Consider the following 17,000-nt stretch of genomic DNA (forward strand, 5'->3'; position numbering starts at 1 on the left):
TCTCTACTGTTTTTTAGACAGCAATCAATTTCTTGCGGCTGATATTTTGCAAAATACTGATTTGCCCGATGCGTTGAAACTCTTTACCACTTCTGTCCGCAAGATGTAAAACCCAAGGCAATCGACAAGACTGAAACCCACTAGCAGGGTGCAACTGAGATAGATGATAAGTTTGCAGAGCTAGCACGTCCAGAGGCGTGTCGCCGTATTCATGAACTACCCGAAGAGGTCTTGCACTGCCAATAGTCTGGCTAATTGGCCGACTTGTCATCAAAGTAAATGACCTCTCTTTTGGAGTAAAAATAACAGTACCTATTTGCGCATCACGGTAACCTTGGGTAATCTGTCTTCCCATTCTTCCAGCTCCACTTTTGCGAACTCCAACAACATCAACAGCTATATTTTTCTTTTTAAGCTCTTCTATAGTTTTCTGAAATTCTCCTTCTTGAACTAATCCATCTCTCATCAGAAGTAGTTTTTTGGGATAACAGTTGTAACTCTGATAAAATTTAAGAACTAGCTTGGATACCGTTTGCCAAATCGCTTTTCCAGAAAAGGTCTCTCCTCGTTGAACATTAGGCAACTCCCAGCCTAAGCTTTGCCCGTTTGCAAGAACTGCAAATGCAGAAGCGCCATAGTATAGCTCTCGATTAGTTCCTGTATCAAAACCAATAATTAGATCAGCAGCGTCAGGATGATCCAGCGGCTCTATGCGTATGGGTTGCCAACCCGCTTTACACAAGAGTCCCAAAACAGCATTTAAGGCTTTATACTGATCGGCTTTTGGCTTAGGCACAATAAACTGAGTGGCTATTCCCGCCTGAAGAGCTTGAACGCGAATTTTTTGTTTACATTCGTTGGATGACCAATCCATAACTACTAAAATTGTTTTGATACCTTGATCAGACCAGCTTTGCCAAAACCTTTGTTGGTCTAGTTCACTCTCAGGTAAGTCCTGACGTGTGCGATATGAATCTATTTCTATCTCTGTACCGCTATTCCTAGCTATTTCTAGCAAGCATTGACGGACTTCTTCGGGATATTCGTGCTTTTCATCGTAAAGATTGAGACAGCCAAATTTTGTTTCACCTACCTCGGCACATCCCTTATATCGGACTTTGGAAACCTTATCTACTTGCTGTCCCTTAGATGCCAGTAATTTAACTGGTGGCAAAACATATCCATCTACGGTTGTAGCTTTAACTTCATTAAAAATTCTATAAACCTTCTTACGGATTGTCTGTGCCGCCTCTTTGGATTGGTTTATACGAACATCCAAATTTTTTTTGATGAACCTAAAAACCTCATTAATTTTGTTACTTTCTCTCCCCTTTCCAGCAATGTCTGCCAGCATCTCCATTGTTAAGCTTGGTGATAGCCTTTGAGATAGATGTGGTACAGGCTTTGCTTTCCAGTCATTTGCTCTTTTAACATACACAACACGAGAGTTATTTATTTCTGCGTCAGTAGCTCCCTTGTTACGGTGGTAATCTGCTAGACTGATACCCAATCCTTCTAGTATGACTTGTTGCGGCAATTGATCAGTGGAGTTTTCGTACTGCCACGTAATGTAATTACCGTTTTCATCTTTATATGTGTTCCTTACATAACTGATTGGTATATCAGGATAGTTTTCCAGCCATTGATGCAGTGTCCAAGGTGTATAGAAGCGATGATGTATATCGATTTCTAGGTAAAGGTTGCCATCTGAATCGATAACGACATCTATTCTTCTCCCTCTGTGTACTTCCCAACCATCCCCACACTTTTCTAAACCGTTTTCACCTTTAATCCACCAAATCAGTCCACCTTCGGAGGCTCTTTCAATCTCAGTATAGGAATCTTTTAATCTTTGTTCTAAAACTTTACGCTCAAAGGTTTCCAAAGCTTTTCTTTCATAAGTATTGCCACAATCCAGCGTTCTAGGACCTATCCCAACCAAATTCCAATCATCACTTCTCATTCTTGCAGGATTAACTTCTTCTTTTGTGATAATTCGACTGCCTAATCTAACAGCAGTGACTCCTAGTTTGTAACAAATCCTGGAAATTGCTCTTTGTTCATCGCCTTGTTGTGGGGTTTGAGTAAAATGGCATTGATACTCATGAACTGTGAGATCTCTTTCCTCTAGGCGTTTTACGAGGTAGCGATTAAGTACCACCGAAGTTGGCTTAAAGCTTTCCAAGAGGTCCATACGAAGATACAGAGTTTTTAACAATTATAGCAGTCATGTATACTGTCGCCTATTCTTGTAGAGATAACGCTGAAGTTGTGCGGCGGTAGACAGGCTTGAACTCCCACCAATAACCTCTGTACCGTCCGCACCAACGCAGTGTTAGCTGGCTTACCCCACCGATCACCTCTAACTACGAAGAGGGTTCAAGGCTGAAAACGAAGATTTTGAAGGGGATGCACTTGGGCAATGGTTTCAAAGTCACGATCGTTGTGAATTAGAAGTAAATTGTTTTCTAGTGCTGCTTGAGCAATACAGCAATCGACTGGGCTACGAACGGTAAGTCCTTGGCGGCGTAGATCAAAGTAGATGCGGGCTGCTGCTTGCCAAGACTGATTAGTCAGCTCAGCGTAATTTTGTGTTTCGAGGTAAGTGGAAAGGAGATCCCATTCTTGGTCGTTCAAGCTACCTTGAAGCAGTTCAAGCTGGGTGAATCGAGTGAGTAAAACTTCTCGATTGGCAATCAGAGCTTCAAGCTGCTAGCGAAACTGACCACTACGATCGCGGAAGACGCTGATCCAAACAGAGGTATCAATCAGCAACATGAGGAGTTTCGCGCAGAGCTTTGTAATCAAAATCCGTGGCAAACTGAATTTTTCCTGCCAAATCGAGCAGGTTTTTCCTGCGACGCGATCGCCCCAGTTCTTGTAGCGCAAGGGTGATGAGTTCTTCCTGAGTGGCAACGTGAGTGAGTTGGAGTGCTTCGTTCACAAGGGTTTCGTCAAGATTGAGGGTAATTTTCATGGGCAACCACCGGCGAAATGAGTTAAGGGAGTTTGACCCTTAGTGTAGCTGAACTTACCGATTGCCCCCCAATACCTCACCGATCGCCTCCTAAGCGTTTTTGCAATGACTGTGCTGCTTTGCAGATCCCGCAAGGGTTGCTCTTCGCTACTGCCCTCGCCGACTATCTTCTGGGTGCTTCTGCAACCACAGATAACACTCCAACCATTGCCTCAACAGACGACATCCTGGGCATTCTCATGAATTTATGTTTTATGTCCACTCATTTTCAACAGTGAAGCGCAGGGGGTAGTTTTTCCCTTTACTGCGCTGGTGAGCGATCGCAACTTTCTCCTGAGCTTCCTCAAAGGGCAGGGCAATGACAAAATTTCGCCCCAGTTGGTGGGTATAAATCATACATGGAATCGCCAGATCCTTCGGCAGTTCAAACACCTGCTCCAGCACTTCCACGACAAATTCCATCGTCGTCGCGTTGTCGTTGTGCAGATAAACCGGAACCACCGGGGGATGCTCCCAGGGCCACTCCGGGATGGCTTGGGCTGCTTCTGCCGACAGATATGGAGAAGTGACCAACCGGAGGTTTTGCAAAGGTTGTACAGGTTTGTTAGCGAAATTGTTGTGTCCGCAACGAGTACAAACCCAGGAGCGCTTTGGTTTGCGGTTTCTGAGCAGTGGGGTGATAAAAGACCGTCGAATCGCAAGGCTTTCGTAAAGATGACGTCCGCCGCAACGAGGGCAGGCATCGGGGAAAATTTCCAGGTACTCCTCCAGGGATTGGGGACTGCCTTGAGTCAGAATGCGCTGCGTGCGATCGCGTTGTTGCCGCCAACGCTGTCTTGATTGAGCCAATGGGTCAGGTTCCGAGTAGTCCCACTCAAATTTGATGGCATTTACCACACCAATCAGCAGCAACAGCCCAACCAGACTGATAAACCAGATCATGAAACTCCTCTCCTTGACTGGGTAGACCTATCCATTCCCTGGGCTGATGGTAGTTTTGCCAAAGGTCATGAAAACGAGAGTGGTGCCGGCCGGACCACAATAGGCACCCTCGGCATGGCAGAGGCAACAGGCAAGGGCAGTGAGTTCCCATGCCTCCGGTTCTGAACAGTGCAGTTTGCGCGTGGTCAACCGGTCTATGCCCTGGGCTGCACCGTAGTCTCGTAGAGAGCGGGCATGGTTCTGGAGAGCGGGTACTACAGAGGGATGATCCCACCCCCAGAGCCAGGTGCCATCCAGGGTGTTGTAGGTGCCGATGATTTGCACTGGAGCGGTGATGATCTGGCCTCTGGGGTTAGTGAACCGGATGCTGCCTTGCTCCTGGTCTACCTCCCAGTTGCATTGTCCCAGCAGCCAGAGTTGTTCCTGTGCCTGGGTTTTGAAATGTAGCTCTTCCATGCTGCGGCTCAGCAGGATGGGGTAGGCGGGTGGTTGCGGGTTCATGAATGCTCCTCCCTGCATTCGATCCGTCTCAGCAGTTCAGTTTGTTTATCGCGTATCCAGGAAGCCGCTTTAGGCGGTTCGGTGCGCGAGTAAACGTCGAGGAGTCTGTCGTAGCTGTTCAAGGCTGCCTCATATCGCCCTAATTGCTCTAAAAGCAGGGCTTGGTTGTGCCAGCAGCTCTCATTATCGGGGTCGATCGCCAACGCCCGTTCATAGCTGATGACAGCGTCTTCCAATCGTTGCAGCTTGGTTAACAGCAATGCCCGGTTATACCAGCAACCCACATCACCAGGATCAATGGCTAAAGAACGATCGTAACTTTCTAGCGCTGCTTCTGCTGCCTCGGATTGAGTGCTGAGCAACATCGCTCGTTTGTACCAGAGTTGGGCATTGTCTGGATAGTTTCCTAAAGCCCGGTCATAGTTTTCCAATAGCCGCGCAAAGACTTCATGCTCTGGATAATTTAACTTTTCTAAGGCATCATTAATGGCTAAATCATGCCAATCGGGGTTCAATTCAAAGGCTTTTTCATAGGCAACCAGTGCTTCTTCATAGCGCTCGGCTTGCATCAAAACATCGCCTTTTTGTCTCCAGATCCAATCTGGAGTTTCGCCATATTGGTTAGGGCTATTATCAGCTTCAGGAAATTCGCTAAGCTGCTGATCATAGGCATCTAGAAGTTCCTGTTCTCGCCCTAAACGGACATAGGCTTTATTGCGATTTTCCTGGGCGGTTGCCTCCAGAAAGATCGCCTGGTTGTAGTTATCAATGGCCTCTGCATATCGCTCTAGGCTGAAAAGAATGTTGCCCTTGTCTCCGTAATAAGACCTTAATGCCTGGTCGTTTTCTGGATCGTCTTCTGCCTCTAAAAGGGCGATCGCCTCGTCATAGCTGGCGATCGCGTCTTCTGGTCGCCCTAGGTGAGCCAAAAGACTGCCCCGGTTTGCCCACAGACTACAGTGGTCCAACAACTCAACGTCCGGCAAATCAGCAAACCCTACCAGTGCCCGTTCGTAGCTGTCGATGGCTTCTGCAAACCGTTGGAGGTCATGTAGTGCTGCCGCTCGGCACGCCCAGGCTTGGCTATCATCTGGGTTTAGGGCGAGGATGCGATCGCAGGCAGCCAACGCTCCAGCATAGTTTGCGGTTTCTTGCTGCTGTTTGGCTAGCGCGTACCAGGCATCCCGGTGTTCGGGAGCTAGCTCAACCGCCTGCTGAAACAGGGCGATCGCATCCTGGCGGGTAGACCAATTTTCTAACGCTGCTAACCCGGCCTGATAATAGTCCTCAGCACTTGAGTACTGTGGCAAAGCGTCACTCATACCAGTTGCACCTCCTCATTGTGGGAAAGGAGATGCACGACCCCTGCCGGGTCCGAGATCCAGTGGCCGCGAAAGTTGCCAAGGGGTTCCAATTCATCACGAACTGGGGTTTGGGCTGCCGTCAGATGGGCTACTGCCCCCTCCACGTCATCGGTGAATAGCTCCAACCAGATATCTGTCTGGCTGTAGTGGGGCACTTCATCCAACCACAGTCGCATCGTTCCAAACTGAAATACATGGGAGGTGTCCCGTTGTCCCAGGTAAGGTAATCGCAATGTATCGCAATAAAAAGCAACGGTTTCTGCAAACCGAAAGCGAGGAATTTTAAGGGCAATATTGCTGCCTCCCGAAAATGTGGGCTGAGGATTTGGGTTCATTCTAGACTCCTGAAGTTGGGTTCACGAATTGAGTTCACTAGCGATCGCTATAAAACAGAACGTTAGAAAAATTTCTGCTTTGCAAATCAGCAGGTGGAATCAAAAAATAAAGAATTGAATCATGTAGATTCACTCCCGGTTGACCCACCATTCGGAACAGCAAATCATAGGGCGGAAAGCTTTCACCAAAAGCTAGCGGAAACAGTTGGGCGCGAGGATCAGATTGGCTAAAGGCCGGATAGCCACCCAAACGGTGTCCATCACCATACAAAAGGTGTGCGGCTTCTTCTAGCAACGCATCATTGCTAGTGCGATCGCTGAGTTCTCTAAGCGCATAGTCATAGTTTTCAGCAAAGAATTCGCTTTCTCTCAATGTTTCGATCCAGGTGTTTAAACCGCCTGCATCCATTGGTGCAAGTTTGATTTGAAAGCGGAGATCAAGTCTCTCCGGTACGAGCGAATGCTCAAACGAAGGGAGAAACCTGAAGTCAGTGGTCACCGCTTCAAGGGAGAGGATAGGGTCTGGGAAAAAGAGAACTTTTGCTCCTGCCAGTTCCATGAGTTCTCCATAGGACATGGATGCCCGGTCTGCTGTAGCAAACCAGGAATGGTTCCATTCCCAGATTGGCTTATCCACCACATAAAACTGCAAGATTCCTGACGTGGGGAACCCTTCTAGTGGAGGCACCTCGGCAAAATTGATCTGGGCTAGCAAGGGTGCTGGTTTGTCGTCAATGTGAGGATAGTCAGTTCCTTTGGGAAGATAAGGTCTTCCACCAAATTGGCTTTCCCAGGGTAGGGGTGAATTGCTTCCAGAAATCGTAGTTTCGATAGCAACAAAGGGCCGGATGGTAGATTCAATCGCTGCAATTTCTGCGTCTGAAATCTCTTCCCGCAGGATTGCACGGAGCGCTTCACCACCGCCTAAATCCTCTAGTTGATAGTTGGTCATTTGCCCGAATTCAGAATCAGTTTGTGAACCTTACCTGTGTGATAGAGCGCGATCGCCAAATCTAACCTGGATTGAAGGATGCGACTCACGCTGCCATCGGGATTGGGAGGATTCCCCAGAACAATGAGGATGGCTTTCACCCTGCAATCACCTGCCCTATTTTTAGTAAGTTTCCATCCGGATCAACGACATAAAATTCCCGCATTCCCCAGGGTTTATCTTCTAATGAACCGAGGCGAGGAATCCCTTCCACAGGTAGTTTTAAGGTTTGAAATGCTTGAAATAATTCATCCACTTGGGCAACTCGTAAATAGCAGGCAAGATGTGACTCTGAGGGCACAATGTCTGGAAAGAAAGAGAGATGAATTTCTAGGGAACCCCGGCATAGAATGACGTAATCGGTAGTTGCATTGATTGGATAACGACTCTCAAACCCCAGCTTTTGATAGAAGTCAACACTTTTAGAAATATCCCGTGAAAGCAGGATGGGAATAGCTTGATCTAACGGCATCATTAAAGTCTCCCATTGGTTGAATAAAGGTTTCCAGGCGGAATAGTCGCCCCAACAGTTGAGTTGATCAGAGGAATAGGTACAGGCTGTGTCAACCATGCAGTGGACTAAAACCTGCAATTGGTCACGCGCTTGGTTCAAGGTTTGAGCATCGGTTTGAGCCATCCATTTCTGGACATGTGCGGGGCTAAAGTCAAAGGCATCTAGACCGCAGCAGGCAGCTACGCAGTTCACCTCGCAGCAGCACAGCATTGACCAGAGCGGTTCGGGAATCGTGATTTCTTGCATCATTTACCTGCCCAGACATCAGTTCTTATGAGCCAGATAACGGCTTGATCGGCAGCGCGGCGATAGCGGGAAGGTAAGGCGTTGAGAATGGCTGGATCAATCAGGCTATCGACAGCAGTGGCTTCTTCGTCCACCTGCCCCAGATTTACAAACAGGGGCAAATCTTGAAACTCCTCAGATTGGAGCAGGTTTTGTAAGGCAGGGGCGCAGGCACGGGCAAGTTCAGCAATGGTATCGCCTGCCATGCGCTCAAACACGCCTTGGGGAATGTAGAGATAGTGCCATTGGACTCCCCCCCCCCCCCCCCCCCCCCCCCCCCCCCCAGGGGGGGGGGGGGAGCCGAACCATACTCTTCCCCCCCTTCTCCCAGAGCGAGAGAAGGAGGTTGGGGGGATGAGAGCAACGGTAAGGGTTTGTAAGGCTTGAACGCCTTTTTCACGTCCTGAATCGTCAAGCCTTCCAGCTTGGGCACAATCCGAAAGACCGCAGACAGAGTGGGAATCTGGATATTCAGGGCATTTACATCTTTATGGGCCTCGTCGGGGAAGATGGAAATTGTGGTAGCGGGGACGCGATCGAGTTCCACGATTTCCAGCGGCAAGCCTTCTTGAGCGAGTTCTTGCTGATAGAGGCTGGCAAAGGCGGGATGTTCCACTACTGTCACCAGTTCATTGGCTTGACCGGGGGGAGTCACGCGACGCAAGCCCCGACCCAGGGTTTGTTCGGGCAAAATATTGGCTTTAGAGCTGTAGGGACGCAGAGGCACGATCGTTGTCACGTTGCGCACGTCCCAGCCTTCCCGCAGCATTAAGACGGAAACAATGCAGAAATAGGGGCTGGCGTTGCTATCGAGTTCTCGACTGAGTTTTCGCAATGCCTCTAGGTCATCGTCACTGATGGCTTTTTCGTCTTCGACAAATTCATAGCGGGCATCTTTCCCCCGTCCCACTTTTTTCAACTTGCCTTTGAGGTTCGTGTGCAGGTTGATAGTTTTGCCGTTGAGCTGTTCAAACAGGGGATCGGTGTTGAAGCGTTGGGTAATTTGATCCGCCGCTTCGGTGTCATCGCACATGATGAACAGGAGCGGCTTTTTGCCGCTGGCTTCCCACTCGGCTTGGCTGGCTTTCCAGCGTTCGTAGCCCAAGAGCAAATGCTGTTCCCAGCGATAAGCGGCGTTGTCGTCGGCTTGTTCCACTAACTTGCGACTAGCTTGTCCGATAATGGGAGTCTTGACAATTCCGGCATCCACCGCTTCACCCAAGGGTGTATCGCAGACAATGTGTTTGAACAGTTGCCCTTTGTTGTCTTTGGGCGTGGCGGAAAAATCCAATTGCGCCACCAGTTTGCAACCGCTGCGAGCCAGGATAGTTTCGTGCAGGGTACGGATCGCTTCGTTCCAGGCAGAGCCAGAATCCCAGACATGGTGGGCTTCGTCGTTCAGCACCATGACCCGACGATGGGCCGTGATCCGATCCCTCAATGCTGCTCCTGTGTCCAGCGCTTTGGTTTTTGAGACGGCTGGCCCCATCCAGGCGTAGGTATCTTCCTCGACTTTCTTTTTGCGCTTGGCGGTGTCGTAGAGGCGATGAATATTGGTGAGGTAAAGCGTCCCACCCGTAGCGGCACCGCTGGCTTCGTCCTGTAGCACGACCGACAGGTTCCAGTCACCGCGCCATTCGGGGGGAATCAGGGGGTCTTTGTCAAACACGCGCCCGTTGCCAAAGTCGTCTTTGAGGCGTTCGTAGACGGTGAGGTTAGGCGCAATCACCACAAAATGCCGCGCCATCTCCGAGTCGGATTCCCGCAGGGCGTGGAAGTAACTCCAGACAATGCAGAGGCTCATGACTTTGGTTTTGCCTGCCCCCGTTGCCAGTTTGAAGGCATAGCGGCTCCAGGCATCTTCGTCTTCGGTGATGCCCAAGGCTTGCAATTCGGCATTCGTGCCGCCAAACTCGGCAATGATTTGGGATAGGCATTCAATCCGCCGCACTTCCTTGAGGTAAATCAGGGTTTCGACGGCTTCTCGCTGGCAGAAGTAATAGCGAAACTCGAATTCTTCACCATCGGGGGTGGTTTGGCGGTGGGCGCGGTTAAGCCAGTGATTCAGCAATTGAATTGTGGTGTCGCTGGCCCCGATATAAAACGCTTCCCGCCACTCTCGCACCGCTGAGCGTAGGTTATTCACCACCTCAATCGGGAAGGCTCTGCGTCCCTGTTTGACCACGGCAGGGTCGCCGGACTTTTCTGCCCGGATGCGATGGGCGTTGGGTTCTTGCCAGGGGGCAAACAGGGGTTCGAGAACGGCGGGGTTGAGGGTGGAGGAGGTCATGAAAATCAGAATGAGAGCTTTTGAAATAGATCAGCCACGGGGAAAGTAAATCCGGGAATCACCTCTTCCCCATCTAGAGAATCAACCGATTTCAGCAGGCGATCGGGTTCTTGGGCACAGCGGTAGACAAGGACATAGTGTTCGCTAGGGTGAATAATCCAGGCTAGACGAGTCCCATTCTCGAAGTATTCCACCAGTTTGTCGTGAATTTCCTCTACGGTATTACCGGGAGAGAGTACTTCAACCGCCAGATCGGGCGCACCCTCTAAAAATCCTGTGGGCAGTTCGGTCAATCCTTGCAAGCGTTCTTTAGCAAAGAAGGAAATGTCAGGGGAACGGCGATCGCCATTTTTCATCTTGAAGGCAGTGCTGGAGTCTAAAATAACCCCAAGCTTTTTAGGCAAGACATAGCTGGCTAAGGCTGCTACTAGCAGGCTACAGACATAGCCATGCAGTGCCCCTGAATTTCCCATGTCAACCAATTCTCCGTTCACGATTTCATAGCGATGCCCATCTTTGGGCAATGCCATAAATTCTTCATCTGTCCAAACCTTTTTATCAGTTTTTAATTCAATTGCAGTAGACACAAATTACCTCCTTGCAATTACTGTGAATATTAAGCAATAGCAAATTCTGTGAGGGGACGCTTGCTGGGATGCTGAAAACCCAAAACAATGTCTTCAGCAGGGACTCCAGCTTCTAGTAGATCATTGGCGATGCCCTGTTTCGTCCAGTCTTCTTCAATCCAAATTTTGCCTTGTTCAACCTTGAGATAAACCGTCACACCAAACTCTCGCCGCTTGCCATCCCAACCCACATGAAACCAGAAATAGTGATCGTGCTCTTCATCGAAGGCAATACACTGTTGGACTCCGTGCTGATTGGCACCCATCGCCCATTGTTGATAGTCAGTTAGCAGCTTTTGAATGATCTGACGGTATTTTTCTCGCTTATCCATTGCATCATCTCCTCTAAGCCGCACTTCCTCTTCCTGATAACAACTCAGCAATCAATGGTTTTGATTTAGCAAGCTGACTAACCGCCAGAATAGAGAAGCCGAGAAGGTTGCCCTCCAAATCCACCCGTTCCAAAACGGCATCGTTCTCTGTTTCTCGCATGTAACCAGGAGCATCCGAGAAGATGACCTCTAGAAAATCAGCTTCCGGATCAAACCAAACCTTTACTCGCTCTGCCATAGGTCTTCTCCTTTTTTGGGTTTATCAGTGAAATATGCAGTCATCATAAAAGCATCATCGGGGAGATATTTCACCACCACACAAAGCCATTTATCTCCAGTCGCCGTTTGGGTATAGAACCGATAAAGCATTGCCACGCTTTCATCACTGCGAGATTGACGTACCAGTTTTGGCTGCTTCAGGGTGGCGGCGATTTGTGCCTCCCTGCCGACCATCTCAGGGTGGTCGAGAATATGCGCTAACCGTTCTTCGGTCAAACGCACTTCTCGGTTCTGATAATCGAGCAGAATGGGCATCAGGCTACACCTCCACTTCTACGGTAATCGAGGTATCGCAGCCGAAGGTGTCTACTACCTTGACGCAGGCGGTGTATTTGCCCGGAGCGGGGTAGGTGTAGCCCGCATCACTGATGGTTTTGAGGGAGCGATTTTTGCGGGTGCGAAAGTCTTGCCAGTCGTGGGTGAAGGGTTTGCCGGCTTGCCAGTTAAAGTCGATCGCCCAGAAGTCAATAAAGTCAAAGCCGCTTTTGATTGCCCGTTCGCGGATGGCTTCTAGTTCTTTGGTGGGGACTTCGGCGAGGGAGAGGAGGAACTGGGTGAGTTTGATGTCTACCGATCTGCCCTCACCCCCAGCCCCTCTCACAGAGGAGGAGAGGGGAGCCGAACGATAAACGGGTTCCGCCGCCAACACTGCGACTTCCAAAAACGGCGGTGGAGCCTTGCGGTTTTTCTCCATAATCTCGCGGGGAATCTGCACCAGCTTTAGCTTCACCCCCAACTCCTGCACCAGGGCATTCACCAGCAGATGCAAGTCCATCTCAAATTCCCAAGCAAGACAATAGCACTCGCGCCCGCCCGCCTGCGCCGTTGCCAGCGCCACCTGTTTGGCTTCGTCGCGGGTAAACATGGAGTCGATGGATGCCATCCACATGGCAAAATGCCCCGGCTTTGCGCCCATGCAGCAAGGGGGAGGGTGTGTTGGTCAGCACCTCGGCTTTGAAAAACTCCAGAATTACCCGCCGATGCTCTTCATCTGCCCCCTGCAAACGATCCTTTTGCCACCACTGCCGCTCGTAGCGCCCCAGGTTATAGACATCAAAGGCGCGATAGGGTTTACCCTCGCTGTGCAGCTTGCGCTGTAGCTCAATCATCCGCTTGCGGGAAGTGTGGATGGCAAACCGCCCCAAATCACACATCAACCACCTGCGCCCCAACCGCTCCGCAACCGCCCCGGTAGTGCCGCTGCCACAAAATGCATCAAGCACTAAATTTCCCTCGTCAGAAGAAGCAGCTATTATTCTTCGCAAAAGTGCTTCTGAATTGCCTACCCTCGGAATCTGTTTTTAATCTCATGTGACTATTGGGTTTTCTCTCAACGACCACATCTGGATCTTTGCCATTAAAAGTAAAGCTTGAAGATTTGGAATAGAACAAAATCGTGTCATGCTGACGTGCATATCGCTGTGAACCTTTGCCACCTATGCTATAGAACCACTGAATTTCATTTTGAAAATTTTCGTCATCAAAAATTTCTTCAAGAATTGCACGAAGTAAATGCACAACCCGATAGTCACAATGCAAGTATATGCTTCCTCTGTCAGATAATAGCTCTCTAAGTAAAGTAATGCGCTCGTACATCATATGGAGATATGAGTCAGTGCCTTTTCCCTATATATCCCTATAGGCAATCATTTCAAGCGTTGATTGATCTTTTGCTAAAGTTTCATCTTCTTCGCCGATAGAAACATCAAGGGTAAAATCCGCACCCACATCAAACGGTGGGTCAATATAAATCAGATCCACCTTGCCCTTAAACTCCTGCAACAGCGAAGCCATCACCAGCTTGTTGTCGCCCCAAATTAGCCGATTTCTAAAATCATCCTGCTTGGGGTTTTGCTGTTCAAATAGCTCCAACTGCCCCGTTGCCCGTCGCGGTTCATCAATGCTCTTAATCTTCTGCATCGGCATGGCACACCCGGCAATATCCACCTCGCGCCGGTTGCCATACTCGTCATACTTACCCTCCCACACCAGTTCCGTCCGTAGCGTGGAGAGCGGGTGGGGGTTGTGGGGGCCGTAGGTGGGTGGTTGGGTCATAGAAAATCACGAAAGCTCAAGCGATTGCCCTCAATTATAGTTGCTGCCCCAACTGCCGCCAAATCAAGCCTTTTGCCAGGGGTCGGCATGTGAGGGGCGGTTGTCTTGGCGGACACGCCAAGGGCGATCGCAGAGATTCTTCACTTTGGATGAGTGGCTTAAAGAACTGCCCCAACCCAGGACTAAAGCAAGATAATGGTTGAACTCACCCGCCATCATTGACTTTGGATGATACAGATAGTTTAGAATACGGTCGGGTGCAGTGATTTGTTATCTCTACTGTTTTTTAGACAGCAATCAATTTCTTGCGGCTGATATTTTGCAAAATACTGATTTGCCCGATGCGTTGAAACTCTTTACCACTTCTGTCCGCAAGATGTAAAACCCAAGGCAATCGACAAGACTGAAACCCACTAGCAGGGTGCAACTGAGATAGATGATAAGTTTGCAGAGCTAGCACGTCCAGAGGCGTGTCGCCGTATTCATGAACTACCCGAAGAGGTCTTGCACTGCCAATAGTCTGGCTAATTGGCCGACTTGTCATCAAAGTAAATGACCTCTCTTTTGGAGTAAAAATAACAGTACCTATTTGCGCATCACGGTAACCTTGGGTAATCTGTCTTCCCATTCTTCCAGCTCCACTTTTGCGAACTCCAACAACATCAACAGCTATATTTTTCTTTTTAAGCTCTTCTATAGTTTTCTGAAATTCTCCTTCTTGAACTAATCCATCTCTCATCAGAAGTAGTTTTTTGGGATAACAGTTGTAACTCTGATAAAATTTAAGAACTAGCTTGGATACCGTTTGCCAAATCGCTTTTCCAGAAAAGGTCTCTCCTCGTTGAACATTAGGCAACTCCCAGCCTAAGCTTTGCCCGTTTGCAAGAACTGCAAATGCAGAAGCGCCATAGTATAGCTCTCGATTAGTTCCTGTATCAAAACCAATAATTAGATCAGCAGCGTCAGGATGATCCAGCGGCTCTATGCGTATGGGTTGCCAACCCGCTTTACACAAGAGTCCCAAAACAGCATTTAAGGCTTTATACTGATCGGCTTTTGGCTTAGGCACAATAAACTGAGTGGCTATTCCCGCCTGAAGAGCTTGAACGCGAATTTTTTGTTTACATTCGTTGGATGACCAATCCATAACTACTAAAATTGTTTTGATACCTTGATCAGACCAGCTTTGCCAAAACCTTTGTTGGTCTAGTTCACTCTCAGGTAAGTCCTGACGTGTGCGATATGAATCTATTTCTATCTCTGTACCGCTATTCCTAGCTATTTCTAGCAAGCATTGACGGACTTCTTCGGGATATTCGTGCTTTTCATCGTAAAGATTGAGACAGCCAAATTTTGTTTCACCTACCTCGGCACATCCCTTATATCGGACTTTGGAAACCTTATCTACTTGCTGTCCCTTAGATGCCAGTAATTTAACTGGTGGCAAAACATATCCATCTACGGTTGTAGCTTTAACTTCATTAAAAATTCTATAAACCTTCTTACGGATTGTCTGTGCCGCCTCTTTGGATTGGTTTATACGAACATCCAAATTTTTTTTGATGAACCTAAAAACCTCATTAATTTTGTTACTTTCTCTCCCCTTTCCAGCAATGTCTGCCAGCATCTCCATTGTTAAGCTTGGTGATAGCCTTTGAGATAGATGTGGTACAGGCTTTGCTTTCCAGTCATTTGCTCTTTTAACATACACAACACGAGAGTTATTTATTTCTGCGTCAGTAGCTCCCTTGTTACGGTGGTAATCTGCTAGACTGATACCCAATCCTTCTAGTATGACTTGTTGCGGCAATTGATCAGTGGAGTTTTCGTACTGCCACGTAATGTAATTACCGTTTTCATCTTTATATGTGTTCCTTACATAACTGATTGGTATATCAGGATAGTTTTCCAGCCATTGATGCAGTGTCCAAGGTGTATAGAAGCGATGATGTATATCGATTTCTAGGTAAAGGTTGCCATCTGAATCGATAACGACATCTATTCTTCTCCCTCTGTGTACTTCCCAACCATCCCCACACTTTTCTAAACCGTTTTCACCTTTAATCCACCAAATCAGTCCACCTTCGGAGGCTCTTTCAATCTCAGTATAGGAATCTTTTAATCTTTGTTCTAAAACTTTACGCTCAAAGGTTTCCAAAGCTTTTCTTTCATAAGTATTGCCACAATCCAGCGTTCTAGGACCTATCCCAACCAAATTCCAATCATCACTTCTCATTCTTGCAGGATTAACTTCTTCTTTTGTGATAATTCGACTGCCTAATCTAACAGCAGTGACTCCTAGTTTGTAACAAATCCTGGAAATTGCTCTTTGTTCATCGCCTTGTTGTGGGGTTTGAGTAAAATGGCATTGATACTCATGAACTGTGAGATCTCTTTCCTCTAGGCGTTTTACGAGGTAGCGATTAAGTACCACCGAAGTTGGCTTAAAGCTTTCCAAGAGGTCCATACGAAGATACAGAGTTTTTGGCGACTATAGCGGAAGAATCAGCCCTTAGTCAAGAGGGGAAGAAAGATGTTGTCAAAGCACCAGCGCCCCCGACTCTCCTAGGCTGAGTCCACCAAAGCGAGAAATTTCCGAGGGTGATAAACTTGTGATGTCATTGTTTACGCAGAATTCGGGAAATAGGTGGATCAGCACTAATCATGTCAATGGCAAGTTTAACGCCACGATGTCGATCCAGGTTTCATCGCTGACAGTAATTTGTGCCATAGCACAAACCCCCAGTGAGAAGACTCCACTGGTTTATCCATTGCTTTTAGGAAGCATATGCGCAGCAGTGGCAGGTACCGGCCTGTGGCGGTGCCAACGACGCCCGCCCGCGGCATTTGGCCATTTCAAAAACTTACTTCAACCTGAAATGCCCTGAAGCTCATCGATTTTTCCACCATTCAAAACTCTGTTTCCATTCTCGCGATCGCGGGGGTAATTCCTGCAATGATGCTGCCACATGGTTAAAGACTTGCTCCATCACAGGTAAGGGCACTTGGTCTTCCGCTTCAAAGAGAATGGCTAGCCGCTGCCCCCCTTGGAGATGCATCAAATATAACTCTTGGTGAATTGGTCGAGGGGTTGGATAATAAAACATTTCACCACGTACTCGCCGCCCCAAAATCCGCCGCTCAATGTGTGCGGGGGCTGCTGAGAGAGGACCACCCACTTGGGTAAACCGCAGCCAACTGCGTAACTCCTGATCTGAAAGACCCCCCAGTACTTCGCTTGTTTTGGGTAGCCTAATTAGGCTCACCATTAACTCGTGCTCCCCCGGTACGGCATTGGCAGGATAGACCACAGCAACGCCACTTTCACCAAAAGAAGTGGGTGGCGAAAATTGTAGGGGCGTTTCAAAGGATAACCCCAGTAGTTGATAGCGTTGGGGGACAGGGGCAACAGCCTGAATCGTCGCTTCACTCGCCCGACCCATGAGCAGGGGAAAGGCACCCAAAAGGGTCAGACTACAACCAAGGGTCAGCAGTAAACGCATAACGGC

The 17,000-nt window shown here is 48.5% G+C and carries 20 protein-coding genes and 1 pseudogene; all 21 read right to left on the bottom strand.

Features of this window, described 5'->3' with window-relative positions; all coding sequences use genetic code 11:
* Positions 1 to 13 precede the first annotated feature (13 nt).
* Entirely contained in the window at positions 14 to 2,194 is a 2,181-nt protein-coding gene (locus IGQ15_RS06225; protein ID WP_297049829.1) for an argonaute PAZ domain-containing protein, read from the bottom strand.
* Between the two features lie 185 nt (positions 2,195 to 2,379).
* Positions 2,380 to 2,778, bottom strand: a pseudogene (locus IGQ15_RS06230) (PIN domain nuclease).
* Positions 2,765 to 2,977 carry a type II toxin-antitoxin system VapB family antitoxin gene (locus IGQ15_RS06235; protein ID WP_297049831.1) on the bottom strand — a complete coding sequence of 71 codons (213 nt, stop codon included), beginning with the start codon at positions 2,975 to 2,977 and terminating at the stop codon, positions 2,765 to 2,767. The pseudogene IGQ15_RS06230 and the gene IGQ15_RS06235 overlap by 14 nt, the downstream one beginning before the upstream one ends.
* Before the next feature lie 252 nt (positions 2,978 to 3,229).
* On the bottom strand, positions 3,230 to 3,919 hold the full coding sequence (locus IGQ15_RS06240) for an ATP-dependent Clp protease adaptor ClpS (protein WP_297049832.1): 690 nt from the start codon (positions 3,917 to 3,919) through the stop codon (positions 3,230 to 3,232).
* Positions 3,920 to 3,946: 27 nt separating this feature from the next.
* Entirely contained in the window at positions 3,947 to 4,420 is a 474-nt protein-coding gene (locus IGQ15_RS06245) for a DUF6882 domain-containing protein (RefSeq protein ID WP_297049835.1), read from the bottom strand.
* The gene (locus IGQ15_RS06250; RefSeq protein ID WP_297049837.1) at positions 4,417 to 5,742 is read right to left on the bottom strand and encodes a tetratricopeptide repeat protein; all 1,326 of its coding nucleotides are present in this window, start codon (positions 5,740 to 5,742) and stop codon (positions 4,417 to 4,419) included. The genes IGQ15_RS06245 and IGQ15_RS06250 overlap by 4 nt, the downstream gene beginning before the upstream one ends.
* Entirely contained in the window at positions 5,739 to 6,119 is a 381-nt protein-coding gene (locus IGQ15_RS06255) for a hypothetical protein (RefSeq protein WP_297049839.1), read from the bottom strand. The genes IGQ15_RS06250 and IGQ15_RS06255 overlap by 4 nt, the downstream gene beginning before the upstream one ends.
* Before the next feature lie 37 nt (positions 6,120 to 6,156).
* Positions 6,157 to 7,071, bottom strand: a complete 915-nt coding sequence (locus tag IGQ15_RS06260) for a DUF1963 domain-containing protein (RefSeq protein ID WP_297049841.1) — start codon at positions 7,069 to 7,071, stop codon at positions 6,157 to 6,159.
* Positions 7,072 to 7,207: 136 nt separating this feature from the next.
* Positions 7,208 to 7,870: a DUF6331 family protein gene (locus IGQ15_RS06265; RefSeq protein ID WP_297049844.1), complete on the bottom strand. Its 663-nt coding sequence runs from the start codon at positions 7,868 to 7,870 to the stop codon at positions 7,208 to 7,210.
* The gene (locus IGQ15_RS06270) at positions 7,870 to 8,031 is read right to left on the bottom strand and encodes a hypothetical protein (RefSeq protein ID WP_297049846.1); all 162 of its coding nucleotides are present in this window, start codon (positions 8,029 to 8,031) and stop codon (positions 7,870 to 7,872) included. Before IGQ15_RS06270 ends, IGQ15_RS06265 begins: the two co-directional genes overlap by 1 nt.
* The gene (locus IGQ15_RS06275) at positions 8,016 to 10,199 is read right to left on the bottom strand and encodes a DEAD/DEAH box helicase family protein (RefSeq protein ID WP_297049848.1); all 2,184 of its coding nucleotides are present in this window, start codon (positions 10,197 to 10,199) and stop codon (positions 8,016 to 8,018) included. Before IGQ15_RS06275 ends, IGQ15_RS06270 begins: the two co-directional genes overlap by 16 nt.
* A 5-nt stretch (positions 10,200 to 10,204) precedes the next feature.
* On the bottom strand, positions 10,205 to 10,729 hold the full coding sequence (locus tag IGQ15_RS06280; protein WP_315874780.1) for a Uma2 family endonuclease: 525 nt from the start codon (positions 10,727 to 10,729) through the stop codon (positions 10,205 to 10,207).
* An 86-nt stretch (positions 10,730 to 10,815) separates the two neighbouring features.
* Complete coding sequence (locus IGQ15_RS06285) at positions 10,816 to 11,157, bottom strand: XisI protein (protein WP_297049855.1); 342 nt, start codon at positions 11,155 to 11,157, stop codon at positions 10,816 to 10,818.
* A gap of 13 nt (positions 11,158 to 11,170) precedes the next feature.
* Positions 11,171 to 11,395, bottom strand: a complete 225-nt coding sequence (locus IGQ15_RS06290) for a DUF2283 domain-containing protein (protein ID WP_297049857.1) — start codon at positions 11,393 to 11,395, stop codon at positions 11,171 to 11,173.
* Entirely contained in the window at positions 11,380 to 11,691 is a 312-nt protein-coding gene (locus IGQ15_RS06295; RefSeq protein WP_297049859.1) for a hypothetical protein, read from the bottom strand. The genes IGQ15_RS06290 and IGQ15_RS06295 overlap by 16 nt, the downstream gene beginning before the upstream one ends.
* A gap of 4 nt (positions 11,692 to 11,695) precedes the next feature.
* Positions 11,696 to 12,301, bottom strand: coding sequence for a hypothetical protein (locus IGQ15_RS06300; RefSeq protein WP_297049861.1), 606 nt, complete (start codon positions 12,299 to 12,301; stop codon positions 11,696 to 11,698).
* Positions 12,213 to 12,659 carry a DNA methyltransferase gene (locus IGQ15_RS06305; protein WP_297049865.1) on the bottom strand — a complete coding sequence of 149 codons (447 nt, stop codon included), beginning with the start codon at positions 12,657 to 12,659 and terminating at the stop codon, positions 12,213 to 12,215. The genes IGQ15_RS06300 and IGQ15_RS06305 overlap by 89 nt, the downstream gene beginning before the upstream one ends.
* 13 nt (positions 12,660 to 12,672) lie before the next feature.
* Positions 12,673 to 13,035 carry a DNA methyltransferase gene (locus IGQ15_RS06310; protein WP_363315802.1) on the bottom strand — a complete coding sequence of 121 codons (363 nt, stop codon included), beginning with the start codon at positions 13,033 to 13,035 and terminating at the stop codon, positions 12,673 to 12,675.
* A gap of 27 nt (positions 13,036 to 13,062) precedes the next feature.
* A complete protein-coding gene (locus IGQ15_RS06315) occupies positions 13,063 to 13,491 on the bottom strand; it encodes a hypothetical protein (RefSeq protein WP_297049870.1) in 429 nt (142 codons plus the stop codon).
* 286 nt (positions 13,492 to 13,777) lie between these two features.
* Complete coding sequence (locus IGQ15_RS06320; RefSeq protein WP_297049829.1) at positions 13,778 to 15,958, bottom strand: argonaute PAZ domain-containing protein; 2,181 nt, start codon at positions 15,956 to 15,958, stop codon at positions 13,778 to 13,780.
* A 424-nt stretch (positions 15,959 to 16,382) separates the two neighbouring features.
* Entirely contained in the window at positions 16,383 to 16,994 is a 612-nt protein-coding gene (locus IGQ15_RS06325) for a hypothetical protein (RefSeq protein WP_297049871.1), read from the bottom strand.
* Between the last annotated feature and the right edge of the window lie 6 nt (positions 16,995 to 17,000).

Origin of the sequence: Thermosynechococcus sp. M98_K2018_005, from assembly GCF_015295825.1 — a bacterium.
GTDB lineage: Bacteria > Cyanobacteriota > Cyanobacteriia > Thermosynechococcales > Thermosynechococcaceae > Thermosynechococcus.

Bases quoted from the DNA above. Each gene is read 5' to 3' on its own strand.
- IGQ15_RS06225 (WP_297049829.1), bottom strand. From the start codon at position 2,194: ATGGACCTCTTGGAAAGCTTTAAGCCAACTTCGGTGGTACTTAATCGC.
- IGQ15_RS06235 (WP_297049831.1), bottom strand. From the start codon at position 2,977: ATGAAAATTACCCTCAATCTTGACGAAACCCTTGTGAACGAAGCACTC.
- IGQ15_RS06240 (WP_297049832.1), bottom strand. From the start codon at position 3,919: ATGATCTGGTTTATCAGTCTGGTTGGGCTGTTGCTGCTGATTGGTGTG.
- IGQ15_RS06245 (WP_297049835.1), bottom strand. From the start codon at position 4,420: ATGAACCCGCAACCACCCGCCTACCCCATCCTGCTGAGCCGCAGCATG.
- IGQ15_RS06250 (WP_297049837.1), bottom strand. From the start codon at position 5,742: ATGAGTGACGCTTTGCCACAGTACTCAAGTGCTGAGGACTATTATCAG.
- IGQ15_RS06255 (WP_297049839.1), bottom strand. From the start codon at position 6,119: ATGAACCCAAATCCTCAGCCCACATTTTCGGGAGGCAGCAATATTGCC.
- IGQ15_RS06260 (WP_297049841.1), bottom strand. From the start codon at position 7,071: ATGACCAACTATCAACTAGAGGATTTAGGCGGTGGTGAAGCGCTCCGT.
- IGQ15_RS06265 (WP_297049844.1), bottom strand. From the start codon at position 7,870: ATGCAAGAAATCACGATTCCCGAACCGCTCTGGTCAATGCTGTGCTGC.
- IGQ15_RS06275 (WP_297049848.1), bottom strand. From the start codon at position 10,199: ATGACCTCCTCCACCCTCAACCCCGCCGTTCTCGAACCCCTGTTTGCC.
- IGQ15_RS06280 (WP_315874780.1), bottom strand. From the start codon at position 10,729: ATGGCATTGCCCAAAGATGGGCATCGCTATGAAATCGTGAACGGAGAA.
- IGQ15_RS06285 (WP_297049855.1), bottom strand. From the start codon at position 11,157: ATGGATAAGCGAGAAAAATACCGTCAGATCATTCAAAAGCTGCTAACT.
- IGQ15_RS06290 (WP_297049857.1), bottom strand. From the start codon at position 11,395: ATGGCAGAGCGAGTAAAGGTTTGGTTTGATCCGGAAGCTGATTTTCTA.
- IGQ15_RS06295 (WP_297049859.1), bottom strand. From the start codon at position 11,691: ATGCCCATTCTGCTCGATTATCAGAACCGAGAAGTGCGTTTGACCGAA.
- IGQ15_RS06300 (WP_297049861.1), bottom strand. From the start codon at position 12,301: ATGTTTACCCGCGACGAAGCCAAACAGGTGGCGCTGGCAACGGCGCAG.
- IGQ15_RS06310 (WP_363315802.1), bottom strand. From the start codon at position 13,035: ATGATGTACGAGCGCATTACTTTACTTAGAGAGCTATTATCTGACAGA.
- IGQ15_RS06315 (WP_297049870.1), bottom strand. From the start codon at position 13,491: ATGACCCAACCACCCACCTACGGCCCCCACAACCCCCACCCGCTCTCC.
- IGQ15_RS06320 (WP_297049829.1), bottom strand. From the start codon at position 15,958: ATGGACCTCTTGGAAAGCTTTAAGCCAACTTCGGTGGTACTTAATCGC.
- IGQ15_RS06325 (WP_297049871.1), bottom strand. From the start codon at position 16,994: ATGCGTTTACTGCTGACCCTTGGTTGTAGTCTGACCCTTTTGGGTGCC.